21 protein-coding genes are annotated in these 20,923 nt (G+C 62.9%); 17 read left to right on the plus strand and 4 right to left on the minus strand.

Annotated features, from left to right (window positions below; translation table 11 throughout):
• Both AC3WKX_RS21670 and AC3WKX_RS21675 read left to right on the plus strand, forming a co-directional pair.
• Complete coding sequence (locus AC3WKX_RS21670) at nt 1–1,332, plus strand: LLM class flavin-dependent oxidoreductase (RefSeq protein ID WP_102605829.1); 1,332 nt, start codon at nt 1–3, stop codon at nt 1,330–1,332.
• Nucleotides 1,329–2,282, plus strand: coding sequence for a sulfonate ABC transporter substrate-binding protein (locus tag AC3WKX_RS21675; protein WP_102605828.1), 954 nt, complete (start codon nt 1,329–1,331; stop codon nt 2,280–2,282). The genes AC3WKX_RS21670 and AC3WKX_RS21675 overlap by 4 nt, the downstream gene beginning before the upstream one ends.
• Here the strand turns inward: AC3WKX_RS21675 and AC3WKX_RS21680 are convergent.
• Nucleotides 2,252–4,642, minus strand: a complete 2,391-nt coding sequence (locus AC3WKX_RS21680) for a TonB-dependent receptor (RefSeq protein ID WP_102605827.1) — start codon at nt 4,640–4,642, stop codon at nt 2,252–2,254. The genes AC3WKX_RS21675 and AC3WKX_RS21680 overlap by 31 nt on opposite strands.
• A gap of 88 nt (nt 4,643–4,730) precedes the next feature.
• Nucleotides 4,731–5,153, minus strand: a complete 423-nt coding sequence (gene hpaR / locus AC3WKX_RS21685) for a homoprotocatechuate degradation operon regulator HpaR (protein WP_008437189.1) — start codon at nt 5,151–5,153, stop codon at nt 4,731–4,733.
• Nucleotides 5,154–5,365: 212 nt separating this feature from the next.
• On the opposite strand from hpaR (AC3WKX_RS21685), the gene AC3WKX_RS21690 reads away from it, so the two are divergent.
• Entirely contained in the window at nt 5,366–6,622 is a 1,257-nt protein-coding gene (locus AC3WKX_RS21690; RefSeq protein WP_102605826.1) for an OprD family porin, read from the plus strand.
• A gap of 11 nt (nt 6,623–6,633) precedes the next feature.
• On the opposite strand, the gene hpaA is transcribed toward AC3WKX_RS21690, so the two are convergent.
• Nucleotides 6,634–7,536 (minus strand): 4-hydroxyphenylacetate catabolism regulatory protein HpaA, encoded by a 903-nt coding sequence (gene hpaA / locus AC3WKX_RS21695; protein ID WP_003209891.1) that lies wholly within the window; start codon nt 7,534–7,536, stop codon nt 6,634–6,636.
• Nucleotides 7,537–7,679: 143 nt separating this feature from the next.
• Between hpaA and AC3WKX_RS21700 the strand changes: the two genes are divergently transcribed.
• From AC3WKX_RS21700 to hpaI, 8 genes are all read left to right on the plus strand, one after another.
• A complete protein-coding gene (locus tag AC3WKX_RS21700) occupies nt 7,680–8,345 on the plus strand; it encodes a fumarylacetoacetate hydrolase family protein (RefSeq protein WP_102605825.1) in 666 nt (221 codons plus the stop codon).
• The gene (locus tag AC3WKX_RS21705) at nt 8,342–9,112 is read left to right on the plus strand and encodes a fumarylacetoacetate hydrolase family protein (protein WP_003209888.1); all 771 of its coding nucleotides are present in this window, start codon (nt 8,342–8,344) and stop codon (nt 9,110–9,112) included. Before AC3WKX_RS21700 ends, AC3WKX_RS21705 begins: the two co-directional genes overlap by 4 nt.
• A gap of 5 nt (nt 9,113–9,117) precedes the next feature.
• Nucleotides 9,118–10,578: a 5-carboxymethyl-2-hydroxymuconate semialdehyde dehydrogenase gene (gene hpaE, locus AC3WKX_RS21710; protein ID WP_102605824.1), complete on the plus strand. Its 1,461-nt coding sequence runs from the start codon at nt 9,118–9,120 to the stop codon at nt 10,576–10,578.
• A gap of 148 nt (nt 10,579–10,726) precedes the next feature.
• Nucleotides 10,727–11,584: a 3,4-dihydroxyphenylacetate 2,3-dioxygenase gene (hpaD, locus tag AC3WKX_RS21715; protein ID WP_003209884.1), complete on the plus strand. Its 858-nt coding sequence runs from the start codon at nt 10,727–10,729 to the stop codon at nt 11,582–11,584.
• 142 nt (nt 11,585–11,726) lie between these two features.
• The gene (locus tag AC3WKX_RS21720) at nt 11,727–12,119 is read left to right on the plus strand and encodes a tautomerase family protein (protein WP_087694947.1); all 393 of its coding nucleotides are present in this window, start codon (nt 11,727–11,729) and stop codon (nt 12,117–12,119) included.
• 51 nt (nt 12,120–12,170) lie between these two features.
• On the plus strand, nt 12,171–13,475 hold the full coding sequence (locus AC3WKX_RS21725; RefSeq protein WP_008437183.1) for an MFS transporter: 1,305 nt from the start codon (nt 12,171–12,173) through the stop codon (nt 13,473–13,475).
• 10 nt (nt 13,476–13,485) lie between these two features.
• On the plus strand, nt 13,486–14,289 hold the full coding sequence (hpaH, locus tag AC3WKX_RS21730; RefSeq protein WP_102605822.1) for a 2-oxo-hept-4-ene-1,7-dioate hydratase: 804 nt from the start codon (nt 13,486–13,488) through the stop codon (nt 14,287–14,289).
• Nucleotides 14,290–14,307: 18 nt separating this feature from the next.
• A complete protein-coding gene (gene hpaI / locus AC3WKX_RS21735) occupies nt 14,308–15,108 on the plus strand; it encodes a 4-hydroxy-2-oxoheptanedioate aldolase (RefSeq protein ID WP_102605821.1) in 801 nt (266 codons plus the stop codon).
• A gap of 132 nt (nt 15,109–15,240) precedes the next feature.
• Here the strand turns inward: hpaI and hpaR (AC3WKX_RS21740) are convergent, their stop codons facing one another.
• Nucleotides 15,241–15,663, minus strand: coding sequence for a homoprotocatechuate degradation operon regulator HpaR (gene hpaR / locus AC3WKX_RS21740; protein WP_003209875.1), 423 nt, complete (start codon nt 15,661–15,663; stop codon nt 15,241–15,243).
• 195 nt (nt 15,664–15,858) lie between these two features.
• Here hpaR (AC3WKX_RS21740) and AC3WKX_RS21745 point away from each other — a divergent pair, with 195 nt between their 5' ends.
• The 6 genes from AC3WKX_RS21745 to AC3WKX_RS21770 all read left to right on the plus strand — a co-directional run bounded on the left by AC3WKX_RS21745 (nt 15,859) and on the right by AC3WKX_RS21770 (nt 20,844).
• Nucleotides 15,859–17,157 (plus strand): NAD(P)/FAD-dependent oxidoreductase, encoded by a 1,299-nt coding sequence (locus AC3WKX_RS21745; RefSeq protein WP_102605820.1) that lies wholly within the window; start codon nt 15,859–15,861, stop codon nt 17,155–17,157.
• A 154-nt stretch (nt 17,158–17,311) separates the two neighbouring features.
• On the plus strand, nt 17,312–17,677 hold the full coding sequence (locus tag AC3WKX_RS21750) for a cupin domain-containing protein (protein WP_003209872.1): 366 nt from the start codon (nt 17,312–17,314) through the stop codon (nt 17,675–17,677).
• A gap of 52 nt (nt 17,678–17,729) precedes the next feature.
• Complete coding sequence (locus AC3WKX_RS21755) at nt 17,730–18,389, plus strand: helix-turn-helix transcriptional regulator (protein ID WP_102605819.1); 660 nt, start codon at nt 17,730–17,732, stop codon at nt 18,387–18,389.
• Nucleotides 18,390–18,475: 86 nt separating this feature from the next.
• Nucleotides 18,476–19,297 carry a molybdenum cofactor biosynthesis F family protein gene (locus tag AC3WKX_RS21760; RefSeq protein ID WP_102605818.1) on the plus strand — a complete coding sequence of 274 codons (822 nt, stop codon included), beginning with the start codon at nt 18,476–18,478 and terminating at the stop codon, nt 19,295–19,297.
• Nucleotides 19,290–20,090 (plus strand): SDR family NAD(P)-dependent oxidoreductase, encoded by an 801-nt coding sequence (locus AC3WKX_RS21765; RefSeq protein ID WP_102605817.1) that lies wholly within the window; start codon nt 19,290–19,292, stop codon nt 20,088–20,090. The genes AC3WKX_RS21760 and AC3WKX_RS21765 overlap by 8 nt, the downstream gene beginning before the upstream one ends.
• Nucleotides 20,083–20,844, plus strand: a complete 762-nt coding sequence (locus AC3WKX_RS21770; protein ID WP_102605816.1) for an SDR family oxidoreductase — start codon at nt 20,083–20,085, stop codon at nt 20,842–20,844. Before AC3WKX_RS21765 ends, AC3WKX_RS21770 begins: the two co-directional genes overlap by 8 nt.
• Nucleotides 20,845–20,923 lie beyond the last annotated feature (79 nt).

Below are 20,923 nucleotides of genomic sequence, written 5' to 3' on the forward strand. Positions count from 1 at the left end.
ATGCCCCGTGAACTGAAACTCGGCGCTTTCCTGATGGCCACCGGGCACCACGTCGCCGCCTGGCGTCACCCCGATGTACCGGCCAATGCCGGGCTGGATTTCGCCCACTACAAACGCCTGGCGCAAATTGCCGAAGCGGCGAAATTCGACGCGCTGTTCGTGGCCGACAGCATTGCCGCCGCCACCGGCGAAATTGCCAGCCGCATGGCGCGCTCGGATCACTTCGAGCCACTGACGCTGCTGTCGGCATTGAGCGTGGTGACCGAACACATCGGCCTGATCGCCACGGCCACCACCAGCTACAACGAGCCGTACCATGTGGCGCGCAAGTTCGCCTCACTGGATCATCTGTCCGGCGGGCGCGCCGGCTGGAACCTGGTGACCTCGGACAACGCCGCCGAAGCACAGAATTTTGGCCGCGACGAGCACCTCGGCCACGGCGAACGCTACAGCCGTGCCCGGGAATTTCACCAAGTGGTGACGGGGCTGTGGGACAGTTGGGAAGACGATGCCTTTGTGCGCGACAAGGCGAGTGGCAGCTACTACGACCCGGCGAAACTGCATGTACTCGGGCATGTCGGCGAACACTTTCGTGTGAAGGGCCCGCTGAACGTGGCGCGCTCGCCCCAGGGTCAGCCGGTGATTGTCCAGGCGGGTTCGTCCGAGGCAGGCCGCGAATTGGCGGCACAAACTGCCGAAGTGGTGTTCACCGCCCAGACATCATTGGCCAATGCCCAGGCGTTCTATGCCGACCTCAAGGGTCGCCTGGCTCGATACGGGCGGGAGCCGGATGCGCTGAAGATCATGCCGGGGGTGTTTGTGGTGGTCGGGCAGACAGAAACTGAAGCCCGGGACAAATTCGAGGCCTTCCAGCAGTTGGTCGAACCGCAGGTTGGCGTCGCGTTACTGGGGCGCATGCTGGGTAACTTCGACTTGTCCGGCTACCCGCTGGACGGCCCGCTGCCGGACCTGCCATTGACCGACAGCGGCCAGCGCAGCCGCCAGCAACTGCTGACCGAACTGGCGGGCCGCGAACAGTTGAGCCTGGCGCAACTGGGCCGGCGCATCGCCGGTGGCCGTGGGCACTACAGCCTGATCGGCACACCCGCGCAGATCGCCGATGAACTGCAGCACTGGTTCGAGAATGGCGCCGCCGATGGCTTCAATGTGCTGGTGCCGCACCTGCCGGGCGGGCTGGAAGATTTCGCCCAAGGGGTGGTGCCGGAACTGCAACGGCGTGGCCTGTTCCGCACCGAATACGCCGGCACCACCCTGCGTGAAAACCTTGGATTGGCGCGACCGGCCAATCGCTTTGCGGAGAAACCGGCATGAGAATTCCTGCACTGTTGTTTGCGCTGTTTGCCCTGACTCAAACCGCAATGGCCGCCGAGCCGGCCACCCTGAGGATCGGCTACCAGAAAGGCTCGATCGCCCTGGTACTCGCCAAGGAACATGGCCTGCTGGAAAAACGCTTCGACCAGACCAAGGTGCAATGGATCGAATTCCCCGCTGGCCCGCAGATGCTCGAGGCCTTGAATGTGGGCGCGCTGGACGTGGCGTCCACCGGTGATATCCCGCCATTGTTCGCCCAGGCGGCGGGCGCCGACCTCGTCTACATCGGCGCTGAACCGCCCAAGCCGACAGCAGAAACCATCCTGGTGCAGGCCGACAGCCCACTGCACGGCATCGCCGACCTCAAGGGCAAGAAAGTCGCCTTCCAGAAAGGCTCCAGCTCCCACAACCTGATCCTGCGGGCCTTGAACAAAGCCGGCCTGAGCTACAAGGATATCCAGCCGGTTTACCTGCCACCGGCCGATGCCCGCGCCGCCTTCGAGCAAGGCAGTGTCGACGCCTGGGCAATCTGGGAGCCCTACTCGTCACTGGCCCTGAGCCAAAGCCCGAGCCGCGTCCTGGCCAACGGCGAAGGCTTGAACCTGTCTGGGCCGATCTATACCGCGCGCCGTGCATACGCCGAGGCCAATGGTCCGTTCATCCACGCCCTGCTCGATGAACTGAGCGCCGCCGAAGCCCTGACCCGCAGCCAGCGCGAAGACAGCCTGCAGGTGCTGACCCGTTTCATGGGTTTGCCGGCCGGGGTGATTGCACGTTACGTCGACAACCGGCCGCCATCGCCCATCCTGCCGATTGATAAGCACATCATTGGGGCGCAGCAAGAGACGGCGGACCTGTTTTACCAGAACCGCCTGCTGCCCAAGCCCATCGATGTACAGAAGGCTATATGGCAGGCTCCTCAGAAGTCGACGGTGGCCGACAGCAAGTAAGTGCGCGGCGTCGACAAGGTCAACCCCGGCTCGCTGTCATCCGAGGCACCGGCCGAACTCCAGTAGCGCCGGTTGGCCACGTTCTCGACATTGGCCCGCAGGGTGATGTGCTTGTCGTCGACCTTGAAGGCGTAGCGTGCGCCGACATCAAGCCGCGTCCAGGCGTCGATTTCCTTGACGTTGGACTGGTCCAGGTACTGCGAGCTGGAATAGATCCCGCGGCTGGTCAGGGTCAGGCCTTCAACAGTCGGCACGTCCCACTCCGCGCCCAGGTTGACGTTGTACTTGGGCGTGGCCGGCGCGCGGTTGCCGTCGTAGGTGCCGTTGGTGGTGTGGGTCAGTTCGCTGTCGATGTACATCACCCCGCCCAGCAGGCGGAAACCCTTGAGCGGCTCGCCGAACACGCTGAGTTCCACACCATCGTTCTGGCGCTTGCCATTGGGGCCGAAGACCAGCGTGGTGGCGTTGGTCTCGTAGGCCGGCTGCTTGATCCTGAATACAGCGGCCGTCACCGCGAACGCACCGGCGTCGTACTTGGCGCCGACTTCGACCTGACGGCTGATGAACGGTGGGAAGATTTCGTCATCGTTGACCGACGCCGACGGCGCGACCTTGCCCTGGCTCAGGCCTTCCATGTAGTTGGCGTACAACGAGAGCTTGTCGGTGGCCTTGAACAGGATGCCGCCGGACGGTGAAATTTTTTCCTCGTCGTAGGCGGTGTCGCCTTTGACGTCATCGGTCCAGTCGTCGACCTTGACCCGCTGCCAGCGCGCACCGAGGGTCAGCAGCAACCGGTCATCGAAAAAACCCAGGGTGTCGGACAACGCCACACCGCTGAAACGGTTTTCGGTGTAGACCTTCGAGTCAAATCGCGTTGGCCGGCCAGGCGCGGGGGTTTCCACAGGGTTGTAGATATTGCTCGAACCCGGCGCATATCGCGCGCCGCCGTTTTCGAAGTCCATGTAGAAGTAGCTGGCCGCCAGGTTGACCTCATGGCTCACCGGGCCGGTATGGAACCAGTTGCGCACGCCCGCCGTGGCGGTGCGCACGTTTTCATCACGGGTGAAGTCGCGGGGCTGCACGCTGAAATCGCCGGCGTTGTTGGTCACTGACACAGCATGGCGCAGGAAGTCATGGTTGCTTTTGCGCGCACCGACGCCGCCGTAGAGCATTACGTTGTCGCTGAGATCAAACTCGCCGTTGACCGTGCCGAAGGTGTCGTTGGTGCTTGCCTTGCTCCAGGGCTGCGCGTAGTTGTGGCGTACGTCGTTGGCACTCGGCACCCTGGCGTTGGGCCCGACTTGCACACGTTCCTGGGGGGCGTCGGTGTCGCGCTCGGTGCGGCCGATGTCGGTGGAGAGTCGCAGGCGTTCACCGCGAAAATCCAGGCCCAACACGGCCATTTCGCGGTCGACACTCTGGTCGTCCCAGGCAGTGTCGCCGGACTGCTTCACGCCGTTGAAACGCAGGCCGAATTTATTGTCTTCACCAAAACGCCGGCCGATATCCACGGCTCCGCCCGCCTGGCTGTCGGAGGCCCAACTGCCGGTGAGCGAGGTGATGGGTGTGTCGGTGGCACGCTTGGGCACCACGTTGATCCCGCCGCCCACACTGCCCCGTGGCGAGATGCCGTTGATCAACTGGCTGGGGCCTTTGATGATGTCGACGCGCTCGGCCATTTCCATATCGATGGTGTAGGTCGGCAATACGCCATAGAGGCCGTTGTAGGCGACATCACTGTTGAACAGGCTGAAGCCGCGAATGGTGAATTGCTCATAGCGCCCGCCGGCCGGGTTGGTGGCGCGCACCGAGGGGTCGCTGGCAATCAGGTCGCCAAGGGTACGCGCCTGTTGGTTCTTGACCGCCGCGCTGGTGTAGGTGGTCATGCTGAACGGGGTATCCATGAAGTCCTTCGAGCCCAGCAGGCCCTGGGAGCCACGGCGCGCCACCTGGCCACCAGCAAAGGACTCGCTGCCGGCATCGCCGGTGGTGCCGAGAATCGAGGTGGGCGCCAGTTGCAGGCTGCCGCCTTCGGGAACCGGGGTCAGCCTATAGGCCTGCTCGCCCATGGGCTGCAGTTGCAGGCCGGAGCCCTGGAGCAGGCGCGCGAAACCTTCTTCGACGCCGTATTCGCCGGACAACCCGCTGCTGTTGCGGCCGCTGACCAGCGCCGGGTCCACCGAGAGGTTGACCCCGGCCAGCCCGGCGAAACGGGTCAGCGCGGCGCTCAGGCTGCCGGCCGGCACCTGGTAGCTGCGCCGGGACGCACCGTCTTCGGCATAGCTGATGGGAACGAACAACGGGCTGGCACTCAGGCTCAGCATGAGGCTGAGGTTCAGCAACGGGCGTATTGCGGGCATTGGAAGAAGCTCTCGATTTTGTTCACTTACCTGGAATGACCAGTCACGTGAAAAAAAGGGACAGGCTTCAGCCACTATTTTTTGATTATTACGGTTTGATGCCTTTGAGCTTCTGGAGCAGCTCCATCAATTGCTCCAGGGATTCCTCGCCGAACTGCTCCTGGATCTTCAGGTAATTGCTTTCCATCCCGGCGCTCATGTCGACGAAACACTGCTGGCCCTGTTCGGTCAGGGCGACGAACACCCGGCGCTGGTCTTCGGCGGATTTGCGCCGGCGCACGATGCCGTCACGCTCCAGCCGCCCCAGTACGCCGGTCATGCTCGGCTTGAGGATGCATGCGAGGTGCGCCAGTTGGTGGCTTTCGAGTTCGCCTTGCTGGCGCAGGATGCGGATCACCCGCCACTGCTGTTCGGTCAGGTCATGTTCATTGAGCAACGGCCGGAAGAACGCCATGGTCGCTTCGCGGGCCTGGAGCAAGGTGAGCGTAAGGGACGGTCTGGGGGTGGGCATGGTTCACGCGCAATAGAGGTCGAAGCGACGAAGCTTAGAGTCGGTGTTCCGCGTGCGCAACCCGACGCACGCAGCAAGTCGTTAATTTCGAAACGAATTCATAAAAACCTGTTAATCCAGCTATTCAGCTTAAAGATAACATGTTAACAATATGCCCGCCCCTGCCCTGGTGGCGGGCTCTACCAACAAAAACAACAAAAGGAACGCCCCTCATGCATTCGTGCCTCTTTCGCACGGCGGCAAGCGCTGGCCTGTGCGCCGCGTTTAGCCCTCTGGTCGCCCACGCCGACTTCATCCAGGACAGCAAGGCCAGCCTGGACCTGCGCAATTTCTACATGAACCGCGACTTTCGCCAGGCCAACGCGCCGCAGAACAAGGCAGACGAATGGGCGCAAGGTTTTGTGCTGCGCATGGAGTCGGGCTACACCGAAGGCGTGGTCGGGTTTGGCGTGGACGCCCTGGGTGAAATGGGCCTGAAGCTCGACTCCAGCCGCGACCGCCGGGGCACCGGGCTGTTGCCGTCTGGCGCCAGCGGCGAGCCGGCCGACAGCTACAGCGAACTCGGCCTGACCGCCAAATTGCGCGTGTCGAAAACCGTGCTCAAGCTCGGCACCCTGCAACCGCTGTTGCCGGTGGCCGCCTACAACGACACGCGCCTGTTGCCGTCGACCTACAACGGTGAACTGGTGACCTCCCAGGACATCGACGGCCTGACGTTGAACGTCGGCCGCCTGGGAAAGCAGAACCTGCGGGACTCCTCCAACAACGAGTCCATGAGCTACGGCGGCGTCAACAGCAGCCACCTGGACCTTGCCGGCGGCACCTACGCGATCAACCCGCACCTGGCCGCGACCTATTACTACGCGCAGATGCAGGACATCTACCGCCAGAATTTCATCGGCCTGGTGCATGACCTGCCGCTGGCCCAGGGCGTGAACCTGCGCACCGACCTGCGCTACTTCGACACCCGCGAGCAAGGCAGCGCCCTGCTGCGCAGCGCTTCGCGGGTCGACGGCGGGCGGATCGACAACCGCTTTTTCAACGGCATGTTCAGTTTGTCGGTGGGCGCACACAAATTCGGCCTGGGCTTCCAGAACCTTTCCGGCGACGGCGACTTTGCCTTCCCGGGGCAAGATCCGTATTCGGTCAACCTGGTGACCATCAATATCTTCACCAAGGCCAACACCGATGCCTGGCAGGCGCGCTACGACTACAACTTCGCCGCCCTCGGCCTGCCGGGCCTGACCTTCATGACCCGCTACGTCGACGGCAGCCACGCGCAAACCGCCACGGTGCGCAACGGCCGGGAATGGGAGCGCGACACCGACCTGGTCTACACCGTGCAGAGCGGCCCGCTGAAGAACGTCAACGTGCGCCTGCGCAATGCGACCCTGCGCTCAAGCAACGGCCTGACCAGCGACATCGACGAAAGCCGGGTGATCATCGGCTACACCGTAGCCCTGTGGTAACGCTGGCCACCTCAACGCAACCCCGATTGACGCTGGCGGTATTCCCCCGGCGTCATCTGCGCGTAGCGCTGGAAGAACCGGCTGAAATACGCCGGGTCCTTGAACCCCAACTGGTAGCAGATTTCATTCGCCGAACTGCCGGTGAACAGCAGCAGGCGTCGGGCCTCCTGCATCAGCCGCTCCAGAATCAGGCGCTTGGACGGCAGGTCGGCGATGCGTCGGCACACCTCGTTGAGCCGCGCTTCAGTGACGCCGATACCGTCGGCGTAGCGCGACAGCGGCCAGTGTTGCAGGTAGTGGTCTTCGATCAGTTCGTTGAAGCGGTGAAAGATCCGCAGGTCTTCGTGACGTGCAGGGCGGGCTTCCAGGGAATTGGCGCAGAGCCGCAGCAGGCTGATCATGATCAGCCGCGTCAGGCTGTCCAGGGCCGAACCGCGTCCGCTGGCCTGGGCGTTGATCTCGCTGCACAGCTCATCAAACAGGAATTCCAGGCGGCGCACCTCGGGCTGAAACTCCGGTGCCAGCCGCGCCAACGCCACGCAGGCCGCCGGCAATTGTGCGCCGGGGGCCAGGCTGGGGTCGGCGTCAATCAAGGCCCACACCAGTTGCTGGCGCACGGTCAGCACATGGCCGTCGGCGTCGGCTTCGGTGACGAAGGAATGCGCCACCGTCGGCGGCGTGAGGAAAAACATCGGCCCGGATTCGAGGTACTGCTGGTCGTCCAGGTAGACCCGCACCGCGCCGGTCTTGACGTAATGCACCTGGAAAAACCGGTCATGGCGATGCACCGGCATGTTGCGGCCAAAAAATCCCGCCAGGTTGCCGAGCCGGTCGTAGTGCACCTCGGCATCGCTGTAACGCTGGTCGTAGACCTGCCCGATGTTGATGTTGGGGATCGGCTGACGATCGCTCATCACTGCATTCTCTTTGTTGTTTTGACTGCCCTGAAATATTGCCACGCTTGACGATAGTTAACATCTTAATTATAACGCTAACACGTTAACGAATTTCCCACGGTGCAGGTCCGAATCTGCCCCGCCACTGCCAGGAGAAAAGCATGAGCCGTGCCCTGCATGATGTTGCGAACGGCACCCTGTTCGGCGTTGCGCTGAACTACCAGGGGTTGCTGAACCAACGTCTCGCCGAATTCGAACAAGCGCCTTACCAGAAACCACCGGTGAAGCCGGTGCTGTTTATCAAGACGCCCAATACCCGCAACGGCCACGACGGCGTGGTGCTGCACCCACAGGGTGAACGCCTGCAACCGGGCCCGGCACTCGGGGTGGTGATTGGCAAGAGCGCCAGCCGGGTCAGCGTCGAAAATGCCCTGGAGCATGTGGCGGGCTACACCATCGTCAATGAGTTCAGCCTGCCGGAAGACAGCTACTACCGCCCGGCGGTGAACGCCAAGTGCCGGGACGGTTTCTGCGCATTGGGCCCGGAACTGGTGGCCCGCGACCAGGTCGCCAATCCGCATCAATTGAGCGTGAAGCTGTTCGTCAACGGTGAACTGCGCCAGCAAAACTCCACCGCCAACTTCGTGCGCAGCCTGCCGCAGTTAATCGCCGAGATCAGCGAGTTCATGACCCTGCACGAAGGCGACGTGCTGATCACCGGCACCCCCGAAGGCCGGGTGGATGTGCAACCCGGCGACACGGTTGAAGTCGAGATCAGCGGCCTGGGCCGCCTGGTCAACCACATCAAGGCAGAGGAGCTGTCATGAAACACGCCCGTATTCGCTTTGAAGGTGAAGCCCACCAGGTGCTGGTAGAAGCTGAAAACGCCGTGCGCCTGGCCGACGGTCGCCTGCTGGCTGAAGACCAGGTCGAATGGCTGCCACCGGCCACCGGCAGCATGTTTGCCCTCGGCCTGAACTACGCCGACCACGCCGCCGAACTGGCCTTCAAGCCACCGACCGAACCGCTGGCGTTCATCAAGTCCCCCGGCACCTACACCGGCCACAACCAGGTGACCTGGCGCCCGGACAACGTCGCCTACATGCACTACGAGTGCGAACTGGTGGCGGTCATCGGCAAGCCGGCGCGCAACGTCAAGCGCGAGAACGCCCTGGAGTATCTGGCCGGCTACACGGTGTGCAACGACTACGCGATCCGCGACTACCTGGAAAACTACTACCGCCCCAACCTGCGGGTGAAAAACCGCGACGCCACCACGCCCGTGGGCCCATGGATCGTGGATGTCGCCGACGTGCCGGACCCGAGCAACCTGAAGCTGCGCACCTGGATCAACGGTGAACTGCGCCAGGAAGGCAGTACGAAAGACATGATTTTCGACATCCCGTATTTGATCGAGTACCTGTCCAGCTTCATGACCCTGCAGCCCGGCGACATGATCGCCACCGGCACCCCGGAAGGCCTGGCGGATGTGGTGCCGGGGGATGAAGTGGTCGTGGAAGTGGAAGGCGTAGGCCGCCTGGTCAATCGAATTGTCAGCGAGGCGGACTTTTTTGCCGCCCGTAAAGAGGCTTGAGCAACATGATCAAACACTGGATCAACGGCCGTGAGGTCGAGAGCAAAGACACCTTCATCAACTACAACCCGGCCACCGGCGAAGCCATCGGTGAAGTCGCCAGCGGTGGGGCCGAGGAAGTGGCGCAGGCCGTTGCAGCAGCCAAGGAAGCCTTTCCGAAGTGGGCAGGCACACCGGCCAAGGAACGTGCCCGCTTGATGCGCAAGCTCGGTGAGCTGATCGAACAGAACGTGCCGCACCTGGCCGAGCTGGAAACCCTCGACACCGGCCTGCCGATCCACCAGACCAGGAACGTGCTGATTCCCCGGGCGTCCCACAACTTCGATTTCTTCGCCGAAGTCTGCACCCGCATGGACGGCCACAGTTACCCGGTGGACGACCAGATGCTCAACTACACGCTTTACCAGCCGGTGGGTGTGTGTGCGTTGGTGTCGCCATGGAACGTGCCGTTCATGACCGCCACCTGGAAGACTGCGCCGTGCCTGGCGCTGGGCAATACCGCGGTGCTGAAGATGTCCGAGCTCTCGCCGCTGACGGCCAATGAACTGGGGCGCCTGGCGGTCGAAGCCGGGATCCCCAACGGCGTGCTGAACGTGATCCAGGGCTACGGCGCCACCGCCGGTGATGCGCTAGTGCGCCACCCGGACGTGCGGGCGATTTCCTTCACCGGCGGTACCGCCACCGGCAAGAAAATCATGCAGACCGCCGGGCTGAAAAAGTACTCCATGGAACTGGGCGGCAAGTCGCCGGTGCTGATCTTTGAAGACGCCGACCTGGACCGCGCCCTCGACGCGGCACTGTTCACCATCTTCTCGCTCAACGGTGAACGCTGCACCGCCGGCAGCCGGATCTTCATTCAGGAGAGCGTGTACCCGCAGTTCGTCGCCGAATTTGCCGCCCGCGCCAAACGCCTGATCGTCGGCGACCCACAGGACTCGAAGACCCAGGTCGGCTCGATGATCACCCAGGCCCACTACGACAAGGTCACCGGCTACATCAGGATTGGCCTCGAAGAAGGCGCCACCCTGCTGGCCGGCGGCCTGGAACGCCCGGCCAACCTGCCGGCGCACTTGAGCCGTGGGCAGTTTATCCAGCCGACGGTGTTTGCCGATGTGAACAACAACATGCGCATCGCCCAGGAAGAAATCTTTGGCCCGGTGGTGTGCCTGATCCCGTTCAAGGACGAAGCCGAGGCGCTGCAACTGGCCAACGATACCGAGTACGGCCTGGCGTCCTATATCTGGACCCAGGACATCGGCAAGGCGCATCGTCTGGCCTACGGCATCGAAGCCGGCATGGTGTTCATCAACAGCCAGAACGTGCGGGACTTGCGCCAGCCGTTTGGTGGGGTAAAAGGTTCCGGCACCGGCCGTGAAGGCGGCCAGTACAGCTTCGAAGTGTTTGCCGAGATCAAGAACGTGTGCATTTCCATGGGCAGTCATCACATCCCGCGCTGGGGTGTGTAACCCGGATATAACAACGCTACCTGTAGGAGCGAGCTTGCTCGCGAAGAACCCGCAGGCGCCGCGGGCTAACAGAAGTGCTGCGTTATCGTTGACGTTTTTCGCGAGCAAGCTCGCTCCTACAAAAGAATAAATACTCAGGAGAATGATCATGGGCGAAGTGGTTCTGGCAGCGAAGATCTGCCACGTCCCCTCGATGTACCTGTCGGAACTGCCCGGCAAGCACCACGGTTGCCGCGAAGCAGCCATCGCCGGGCACAAGGAAATCGGGCGGCGCGCCCGTGAACTGGGGGCCGACACCGCGGTGGTGTTCGACGTGCACTGGCTGGTCAACAGCGGCTATCACGTCAACTGCGGCGAGCATTTCAAGGGCACCTACACCAGCAACGAGCTGCCGCATTTCATCAAGAACATGGAGTACGAGTACCCGGGCTGCCCCGAGCTGGGCGAGTTGATCGCCGCCGAGGCCAACCTGGCCGGCGTGCGCACCATGGCCCACAACATCCCGAGCCTGGAGCTGGAATACGGCACCCTGGTGCCGATGCGCTACATGCACATGGGCGTGCCGGACGCGCAGAAGTTCGACGTGATCTCGATTGCCGCGTGGTGCGCCTGGCACCGCCTGGAAGACAGCTTTGCGTTCGGCGCCGCCGTGCGCCGGGCGATCGAGAAAAGCGACCGCAAAGTCCTGGTGCTGGCCTCGGGCTCCCTCTCCCACCGTTTCTCGGACGACCGCGAAGCCGAAGCCAACATCCACAACTGGACCCGTGAATTCGACAAACAGATGGACCTGCACGTGGTGGAGATGTGGAAGCAAGGCCGCTTCAAGGAGTTCTGCGCAATGCTGCCGGACTACGCCGAGCACTGCTTCGGCGAAGGCAAGATGCACGACACCGCGATGCTCCTGGGACTGCTGGGCGGGCCGGACTACAACCAGCCGGCCGAGATCATCACCCAGCCGTTCGGCAGTTCGGGCACCGGGCAGATCAATGCCATTTTCCCTTTATGAGCCTTGGTGAGGATCAAATGTGGGAGCTGGCTTGCCTGCGATGCAGGCACCTCGGTGTATCTGTCGCACCGAGTTGATGCCATCGCAGGCAAGCCAGCTCCTACAAGGAATTCGCTGTACCTCACCCCAAGAGGAGATACACATGCCGCACTTCATCGCCGAATACACCGACAACATCGAGCAGCAGGCCAACCTGCCGGCCCTGTTCGAGCAGGTTCACGCCGTGCTGGGGGACAGCGGCGTGTTTCCCCTGGGGGGCATCCGCAGTCGCGGAGTGCGCCTGGACACCTGGCGCATGGCCGACGGCAAGCATGACTACGCCTTCGTCCACATGACCCTCAAGGTCGGCCACGGGCGCGACCTGGAAACCCGCAAGGCGGTGGCCGAAGCCCTGTTCAAGGTCATCACCGAACACTTCGCCGAGCTGCAATCCCAGCGGCTGCTGGCGTTGTCGTTCGAGATGATCGAGCTGCACCCCGAGCTGAATTTCAAGCAGAACAACGTGCACGCATTCCTGAAGAACCAGGCGGGCTGAGCACAGCCCACCTTTCCGCCCATGGCCACTCAAACAAAAAAGAACAACATCATGAGCACAGCCAATACCGCCGACAGCACCACCCTGATCGAACATCAGCGCACCCACAGCATCGTCACCTGGCGACTGATGCCGTTGCTGCTGATCTGCTACCTGTTTGCCCACCTGGACCGCATCAACATCGGCTTCGCCAAGATGCAGATGAGCACCGACCTGCACTTCAGCGACACGGTGTATGGCCTCGGTGCCGGCCTGTTTTTCATCGCCTACGCGCTGTTCGGCGTACCCAGCAACATGGCCCTGGACCGGGTCGGCCCACGGCGCTGGATCGCCTGCCTGATGGTGGTGTGGGGCGTGCTCTCCACCAGCATGCTGTGGATCGAAAGCTCCACGGGCTTCTACGTGCTGCGCTTTCTGCTGGGGGTGGCCGAAGCCGGCTTCTTCCCGGGGATCCTGGTGTTCCTCAACCGCTGGTACCCGGCCCGCCGCCGCGCGCAAGTCACCGCACTGTTTGCGATTGCCGTGCCCATGGCCGGTGTGATTGGTGGCCCGTTGTCCGGTGCAATCCTGGAGAACTTCCATGATTTCGGCGGGCTGCGGGGCTGGCAGTGGATGTTCCTGATCGAAGGCGCCCCGGTGGTGCTGCTCGGCCTGGTCGTCCTGAAATACCTGCCCGACAGCTTCGAAACCGTGAAGTGGCTGGAGCCCGCGCAAAAGCAACAACTGCGTGAGCAACTGAGCACTGAAGAACAGCGCAAATCCATCACCTCCTTCGGCGGCATCCTGCGTGACCCGCAGGTGTGGCTGCTGGTGGCGGTGTACTTCGCGGTGATGCTGGCGGTGAACACCCTGGCGTTCTGGATGCCCACCCTGATCCACGGCGCCGGCATCGGCCGCGACAGCCAGGTCGGCCTGCTGAGCGCCGTACCGTATCTGGCCGGGTGCTTCTTCATGATCGGCTGCGGGCGCTCGTCCGACCGCAACCGCGAACGCCGCTGGCACCTGTGCGTGCCGTTGCTGATGTCGGCCATCGGTATTGCGGTGGCCGGGCTCTCGCCCACCAACCCGACCCTGGTGCTGGGTGGCCTGATCCTCGCCGGCATGGGCGCCAGCGCTGCGCTGCCGATGTTCTGGCAATTGCCGCCGGCATTCCTGTCCAACAGCACCCAGGCGGCCGGCATCGCGCTGATCAGCTCGTTCGGCAGCATCGCTTCGTTCCTCGCGCCCTACCTGATCGGCTGGATGCGCGACACCACCCAAAGCGCGAGCCTGGCCCTGTACGTGCTGGCGCTGCTTATCGCCCTCGGCGGCCTGCTGGTGCTGCGCACCCATGCGGCCATCGTCAATCCCCAGTAGAGATTTTGTCATGCTTGATCAAGCCCTTATTCAGCAAGCCGCCGCCCGCCTCGACCAGGCCGAGCGTTCCCGTGAACAGGTGCGCCAGTTTTCCCTGGAGCATCCGAACATCACGATTGAAGACGCCTACGCCATCCAGCGCGCCTGGGTGGCCCGGAAAATCAAGGACGGGCGCAAGCTGGTCGGACACAAGATCGGCCTGACGTCGCGGGCGATGCAGGTGTCGTCGAACATCACCGAGCCGGATTACGGCGCCCTGCTCGATGACATGTTCTTCGACGAAGGCACCGAAATCCCCTTCGAGCGCTTCATCGTGCCGAGGGTGGAAGTGGAACTGGCGTTCATCCTCGGCAAGCCGCTCAAGGGCCCGAACTGCACGATTTTCGATGTGCTCGATGCCACTGAATGGGTGATCCCGGCGCTGGAAATCATCGACGCACGCATCCAGCAGATCGACCCGCACACCAACGCCACCCGCAAGGTGTTCGACACCATTTCCGACAACGCCGCCAATGCCGGCGTGGTGATGGGCGGCCGCGCCGTGCGCCCCACCGAGATCGACCTGCGCAAGGTGCCGGCGGTGCTGTACCGCAACGGGGTGATCGAAGAGTCCGGGGTGTCGGCTGCGGTACTTAACCATCCGGCCAAGGGCGTGGCCTGGCTGGCGAACAAACTGGCGCCGTACGACGTCACCCTGCAACCCGGCCAGATCATCCTCGGCGGCTCCTTCACCCGCCCGGTGGCGGCGAATCCGGGTGACACCTTCCATGTCGACTACGACATGCTGGGTTCCATCTCCTGCCGCTTTGTCTGAATACTGGAGGACTGTTTCATGGACATGCCCATCAACCGCTTCAAGCAACGCCTGCAACGTGGCGAGACCCAGATCGGCCTGTGGCTCGGTTTGGCGGACGCTTATTGCGCCGAACTGGCGGCGAATGCCGGGTTCGACTGGCTGCTGATCGACGGCGAGCACGCGCCCAATGACCTGCGCGGCATGCTCGGCCAACTGCAGGCTGTCGCGCCTTATGACAGCCAACCGGTGATTCGCCCGGTGATCGGCGATACGGCGTTGATCAAGCAGGTGCTGGATATCGGCGTGCAGACGCTGTTGGTGCCGATGGTGGAGACGGCTGACCAGGCACGGCAGCTGGTGCGGGCGATGCGTTATCCACCGGGTGGTGTACGGGGCGTGGGCAGCGCGCTGGCGCGGGCGTCGCGCTGGAACAGTATTCCCGGTTACCTGGATGAGGCCGATGCGCAGATGTGCCTGCTGGTGCAGATCGAGAACCGTGAAGGCCTGGACAACCTCGATGCGATTGCGGCGGTTGACGGAGTGGATGGGGTGTTTATCGGGCCGGCGGATTTGAGTGCGGCCATGGGGCATCGGGGGAATCCCGGGCACCCCGAGGTGCAGGCGGCGATTGAGGACGCCATCGTACGGATTCAAAAAGCCGGCAAGGCGGCGGGCATCTTGAGCGCGGATGAGAAACTGGCGCGGCGGTATATCGAGCTGGGGGCGGCGTTTGTGGCGGTAGGGGTGGATACGACGGTGTTGATGCGCGGGTTGCAGGGGTTGGCGGCGAAGTTCAAAGACACTGCGGCACCAGCCACTACCGGCGGCGTGTACTGACGCTCTGAAACCACAAAGATCCAAAATGTGGGAGCGGGCTTGCTCGCGAAAGCGGTGTATCAGTGCCAGGTTTGTTGGCTGACCCACCGCATTCGCGAGCAAGCCCGCTCCCACATTTGGATCGGCGGTGTGTCAGCGCTTGATAGTCTTCAACTCATCCAGCAACCCCAACAACACCTGCAACTTCTCCTCCCCGAACTGCTCCTGCAACCGCTGGTAATTCTCCTCCATGCACTGGCTCATCGACTCGAAACTGGCCTTGCCCTTCTCCGCCAGCGTCACCAGCACCCGCCGCTGATCCTGCTCGGCCTTGCGCCGGTGCACCATCCCCGCCGCCTCCATGCGTACCAGCACGCCGGTCATGCTCGGCTTGAGAATGCACGCCAGTTCCGCCAGTTGGTAAATCTCCAGCTCGTCATGCTGGCTGAGAATTCGAATAACCCGCCATTGCTGCTCGGTCAGCCCATGCTCATTCAGCGAGGGCCGGAAAAAACTCATGGCCGCTTCACGGGCCTGAAGCAAGGTCAGGGTCAGGGATTGTCTGGGTTTCAACATAGGCTCAGGGTCACGATAGATTTAGTTAATGTTTTAACGAAACTCTAACACTCTCCTCCCCACCTCACGCTATAACTTGTGAAGCCGGCGAAGGCTCTGGCGCGCAGGATCAAAACCGGCGGCACACAGAATCAAGACATCCAGCGCGCCAACGGCCTTAATACACTCATTAGCTCTTCACTGTCAGGCAGCGCAATGATCAATATCGAAACGCCGACCTATTACACGGCGACCAAGAAATACAACCTCAGCTTCCCCACCCTGGAGCAGGACGTGGAAGCCGACGTGGTGATCATCGGTGGCGGCTTTTCCGGGATCAACACCGCCCTGGAGCTCGCCGAAAAAGGCATCACCAACATCGTCGTGCTGGAAGCGCGTTACCTGGGTTTTGGCGGTACCGGGCGCAACGGTGGGCAGATCATGGCCGGCATCGGCCACGACCTGGAAAAGATCAAGAAGGACGTGGGTGAAGAAGGCCTGCGCCAGATCTTCGAGATCAGCGACCTGGGCGCCGACATCATCAAGAACCGCATCGCCAAGTACGACATCGATGCCGACTTCTGCCACGGCTACGGCTACATGGGCTTCAACGCCCGCCAGGAAAAGACCCTGCGCGCCTGGGAGAAAGACTTCAAATCCATCAACACCCAACACGAGATCCGCTTTCTTGGCGGCTCCGACGTCAAGCAGATCATCGGCTCCGACGCCTACAGCAGCGCCCTGCTGCACATGGGCGGCGGGCATGTGCACTCGTTGAACCTGCTGCTGGGCGAAGCCAAGGCCCTGGCCGGCCACGGCGTGCGGATTTTCGAGAACAGCCCGGCGCTGGAAGTCAGTTATGGCGAGCGCATCACCGTGCGCACCGGCCGCGGTTCGGTCAAGGCCAGCAAGCTGCTGTGGGCCTGCGACAGTTTCCTCAACAAGCTGGAGCCGGAACTGCACCGCTCGACCATCAACACCTACGCGTTCCAGATGATGACCGAGCCGTTGCCAGAAGAGCTGATCAACCGTATCAGCCCGATTCGCGGGGCCTACAGCGACATTCGCCCGGTGATCGACTACTACCGCGTCACCAACGAAAACCGCCTGCTGTTCGGCGCCGCCACGCCTTTGGTGGAGCACATTCCCGGCGATTTGAAAGCCTGGAACCGCAACCTGATGCTGAAGATTTTCCCGTACCTCAAGGACGTGAAGATCGACCTGGCCTGGGGCGGCCCGATGGCCTGCAGCCCGAACCTGTTCCCGCAGGTCGGCACCTTGCCCGGGCGCAGCAACGCGTTCTACGTGCAGGGCTATTCGGGCTTCGGCGTGACCCCAAGCCACATCATCTGCAAGGTGCTGGCCGAAGGCATGAGCGAAGGCTCGGCGCGGTATGACCTGGTCAGCTCGATCCATCGCCCGACCATCATCGGCAAGGACGCGATCCGCCCGCTGCTGCTTACCGCCGGCAAATCCTGGCACCAGCTCTCCGGTTACTGGAACGGCCGCCGCTAAATCCCACGCCTGACACCTGTAGGAGCGAGCTTGCTCGCGAAAAACCCAAGGGCGCCGCGTTAATCCAGGACGCCAACGTCATCGTTGACGACCTTCGCGAGCAAGCTCGCTCCTACAGTTGGTCACTAATTTTTTCTCATCAGGAGCAACTGCCATGACCCTCGTTACCCTCAAGAAAGACATCCAGCTATCCGAACTCGACGCCTGGGGCACCGTCGCCGACCTCGGCTCGACCATCCTCGAAGGCGAAGTCCGGGCCTTCGGCAAAATGACCTTCGGTGCCCCCACCGACCCGGTCAGCAGCGCCTATTTCGGCACCACCCAGGGCAAGTTCCGCATGGTCTACCCGTTTGCCGAACAGGCCACCGTGGTCACCGGCGAGGTCGTGCTCACCGACGAGTCCACCGGCCAGAGCACCCGCTACAAGGCCGGTGACAGCTGGTTCGTGACCAAGGGCACCCCGGTGCTGTGGGAAGTGGTCAGCGAAAGTTTCGTCAAACACTACTTCGCCGTGGTGTGATAGCCCCGGCTGCCGGCACCCGTCGGCAGCCTTTTGGCGCAGGTGCCCACCCATGCACGCTCTCCCCGCCCACGAAGTCGCCGGCCAGTGCCTGCAGGCTTTCACCCGCTTGATTCCGGTCAGCCAGGCCGCGTTCTATTGCGTCGACCGCCAGCTGCAAGCCCGGGATTTCCAGTTGCACGGCATGAGCGGCGAAATGCACCGCGACTACCTCGACAACTACCGCCAATTCGACCCGTTGCAACCGCGCAACTGCCTGTCCAGTGGCCTGGCGGTGGTGCCGCTGGGCCTTGCCATGGCCCGCCAGCCGGCGCGGGATACCCGGCGCTATGGGGATTTTCTGCGGCGCTATGGCGTGGTCGATGTGGTGGAGATTTTCGCCCAGCGCGCCGGCCAGCCCCAGGCGGCGATTTCTCTGTTGCGCACCGCCGACCAGGGCGCTTTCACCGGCGAGCAACTGGCCCAACTGAACGCCCTGCAAACCTTGCTGCAACTGGCGGTGGCCAACATGCAGCCCACTGAAGATGCATTGGCCGGTCTCACACCCAAGGAGCGCCAGATCGCCCTGCTGTTGCGCCAGGGCGCCAGCAATAAACAGCTGGCCCAGGAGCTGGACGTCGGCCTGCCCACCATCAAGACCCACCTGATCAACCTGTTTCGCAAGACCGGCGTCAGCAGTCGCACGGAGCTGGTGGGCAGCCTGTTCCTGTAGTTCGCCTCAACCATTCGGTTGATACCAGGGCCTGCTCCCGGGCGCGATGATTCGTGGTGTTCACCCACCCAACCGGAGCATCGCAAATGACCCCCCCTTCTGACTGGATCACCGTGGGCGCCCTGGCCGACGGCTTCGCCCCAGAGGCATTTATCCTGCCGAACCTGGCCGACCTGAGCGGCAAGGCCTTCACCCTGCACTTCGCCAATGGCTGGCAGATCGAGCACCGTTTCGAGCGCGACAGCCTCTCCTGGGTTGCAGCCGACGGTCACTCCAGCGGCAGCGCCACCTACCGTGCGACCTCGGTGCGCCCCGGCCTGTACCTGGTGGATTTCATCAAGCGCGAAGGCACGCAGGCCTGGTCGGTCAGCCTGGTGCTCGACACCGCCAGCGCTTCGTTCACCGCTGTGCTCGGGCGCATGCCCACCCAGGAACAAACCCGCGAAGGCCTCTACAGCCGCGCCCTTGCCGGCAAGCCGCTGACTTCGGTGGAAGTGGAATTTCTCCACGGCAATCTCGACCGCCCGTGGCAGCCAGGCCAATGCCCCCACGCACCAACCACCGACCTGATCGGCCTGCGCAACCAGTATCGCTACAGCCCGAGCGAGGTCTACGAGCACATCTACCTCAACCACCAGTTCTACGCCTGGCAATGCCTCAAGGGTGTCGAGCAAGGCCTGTGCGACACCGACCGCTGCGATTACTACAAGATCGCCGACCAGCTCTACCTGTTCGTCTGGCGCGAAAAAATCATCCCCACCCTCGGCCTGGTGCTGATCGACCTGCAGCAACACCGCAGCGACGGCAAGATCTTTGGCTATGCCGACGCCTCCTTCGATGAACTATCGAACTTTCCCATCAGTTCCTACTGCCAGGTGCTCAATCGCACGGAGCATCCTGATGACTGAGCCGCGCACGATTGTGATCACCGGGGCCGGCACGGGCATCGGTGCTGCGTGCGCCCGGCTGTATGCTGCCGAGGGTGCGCAGTTGATACTGATCGGCCGTCGTCGCGAACCGCTGGAGCAGGTCGCGCGGGAAACCGGGGGGTTGGTGTTGGTGGGTGATGCGGCCTGCCCGCAGACCTGGGAGGGTTTTATTACGCAGATTCGCCAGCACTATGGGCGGATCGACGTGCTGCTGGCCTGTGCGGGCGGCCATGGCGTGGGCAGCGCCACCGACACCAGCCCGCAGACCTGGGAAGCGGCGCTGCGCAGCAACCTCGACAGCGCCTTCTACAGTGCGCGGGCGTGTTTGCCGCTGCTGCTGGAAAGTGGCGGGAACATCGTGCTGATGGGTTCGATTGCCTCACTGGCTGCCGGGCCCGAGGTGTGCGGCTACACCACGGCCAAGCATGCCTTGCTCGGGCTCAATCGCTCGCTGGCCCGAGATTATGGCCCGCGCGGGGTGCGGGTGAACGCGGTGTGCCCCGGCTGGGTGCGCACGCCGATGGCGGATGAGGAAATGCAGCCGTTGATGGATTTCCATGGCGAGACGCTGCAGCACGCCTATGACCGGGTGTGCGCCGATGTGCCGTTGCGCCGGCCGGCCAGCGCTGAAGAAATCGCCAGGGTGTGCCGCTTCCTGGCCTCCAGTGACGCGTCGATCATTACGGGTGCGACGCTGGTGGCGGACGGAGGCTCAAGCATCGTCGATGTGCCGACGCTGGCCTATGCGCGTATGGAGCAGCGTCATGAATGAAGACCTGGATTTCACTGGTCGCAACGTATTGGTAACGGGTGGCGCCCAGGGTATTGGTCGGGCCATCGTCGAAGCGTTTGCCCTGCGGGGCGCGCGGGTGATGATCGCCGACCTGCAACTGGCAGAGGCGCTCGCGCTGGAGCTGTGCGGGCGCGGCTGCCAGGTGGAAGCGGTGACGGTGGATCTGGCGGATGCGGCTGCGGATTTCGAGCTGATTGCAGGGGTGGAACACGACTGGGGGCGGCTGGATATTCTGGTGCATAACGCCGGGTATTTTCCGCTGACGCCCTTTGCCGAGATCACTCCGGCGATGCTCGGCCGTACCTTGGCGGTCAACCTCTCGGCGTTGTTCTGGATGACCCAGGCGGCGCTGCCGATGTTCCGCCGTCAGGGTCGGGGCTGCGTGCTGGTTACGTCGTCTGTCACGGGGCCGCGGGTTGCGTTTCCGGGGTTGAGTCACTATGCGGCGTCGAAGGCCGGGGTCAACGGGTTCATTCGCAATGCGGCGCTGGAACTGGCCGGCTTGAATGTGCGAGTCAACGGTGTGGAGCCCGGCATGATCGCAACCCCGGCCATGGGCAACCTGGGGGATGACCAGGTAAATGCACAGATCGCCAGCCGGGTACCGCTGGGACGGCTGGGCGCACCGTCGGATATTGCCGGGGCAATGCTGTTCCTGGCATCGGACCTGGCGGGCTATATCACTGGGCAGACGCTGGTGGTGGATGGCGGCTCGACCTTGCCGGAGGTTTAACGAAACGTCCTACCGAACTGCCGGATAACCTCTACTCCCCTGCCCTGAGAACCTCTGCAAAGTCCCTCGCCTGATCACA

The organism is Pseudomonas sp. GP01-A4, assembly GCF_058780865.1.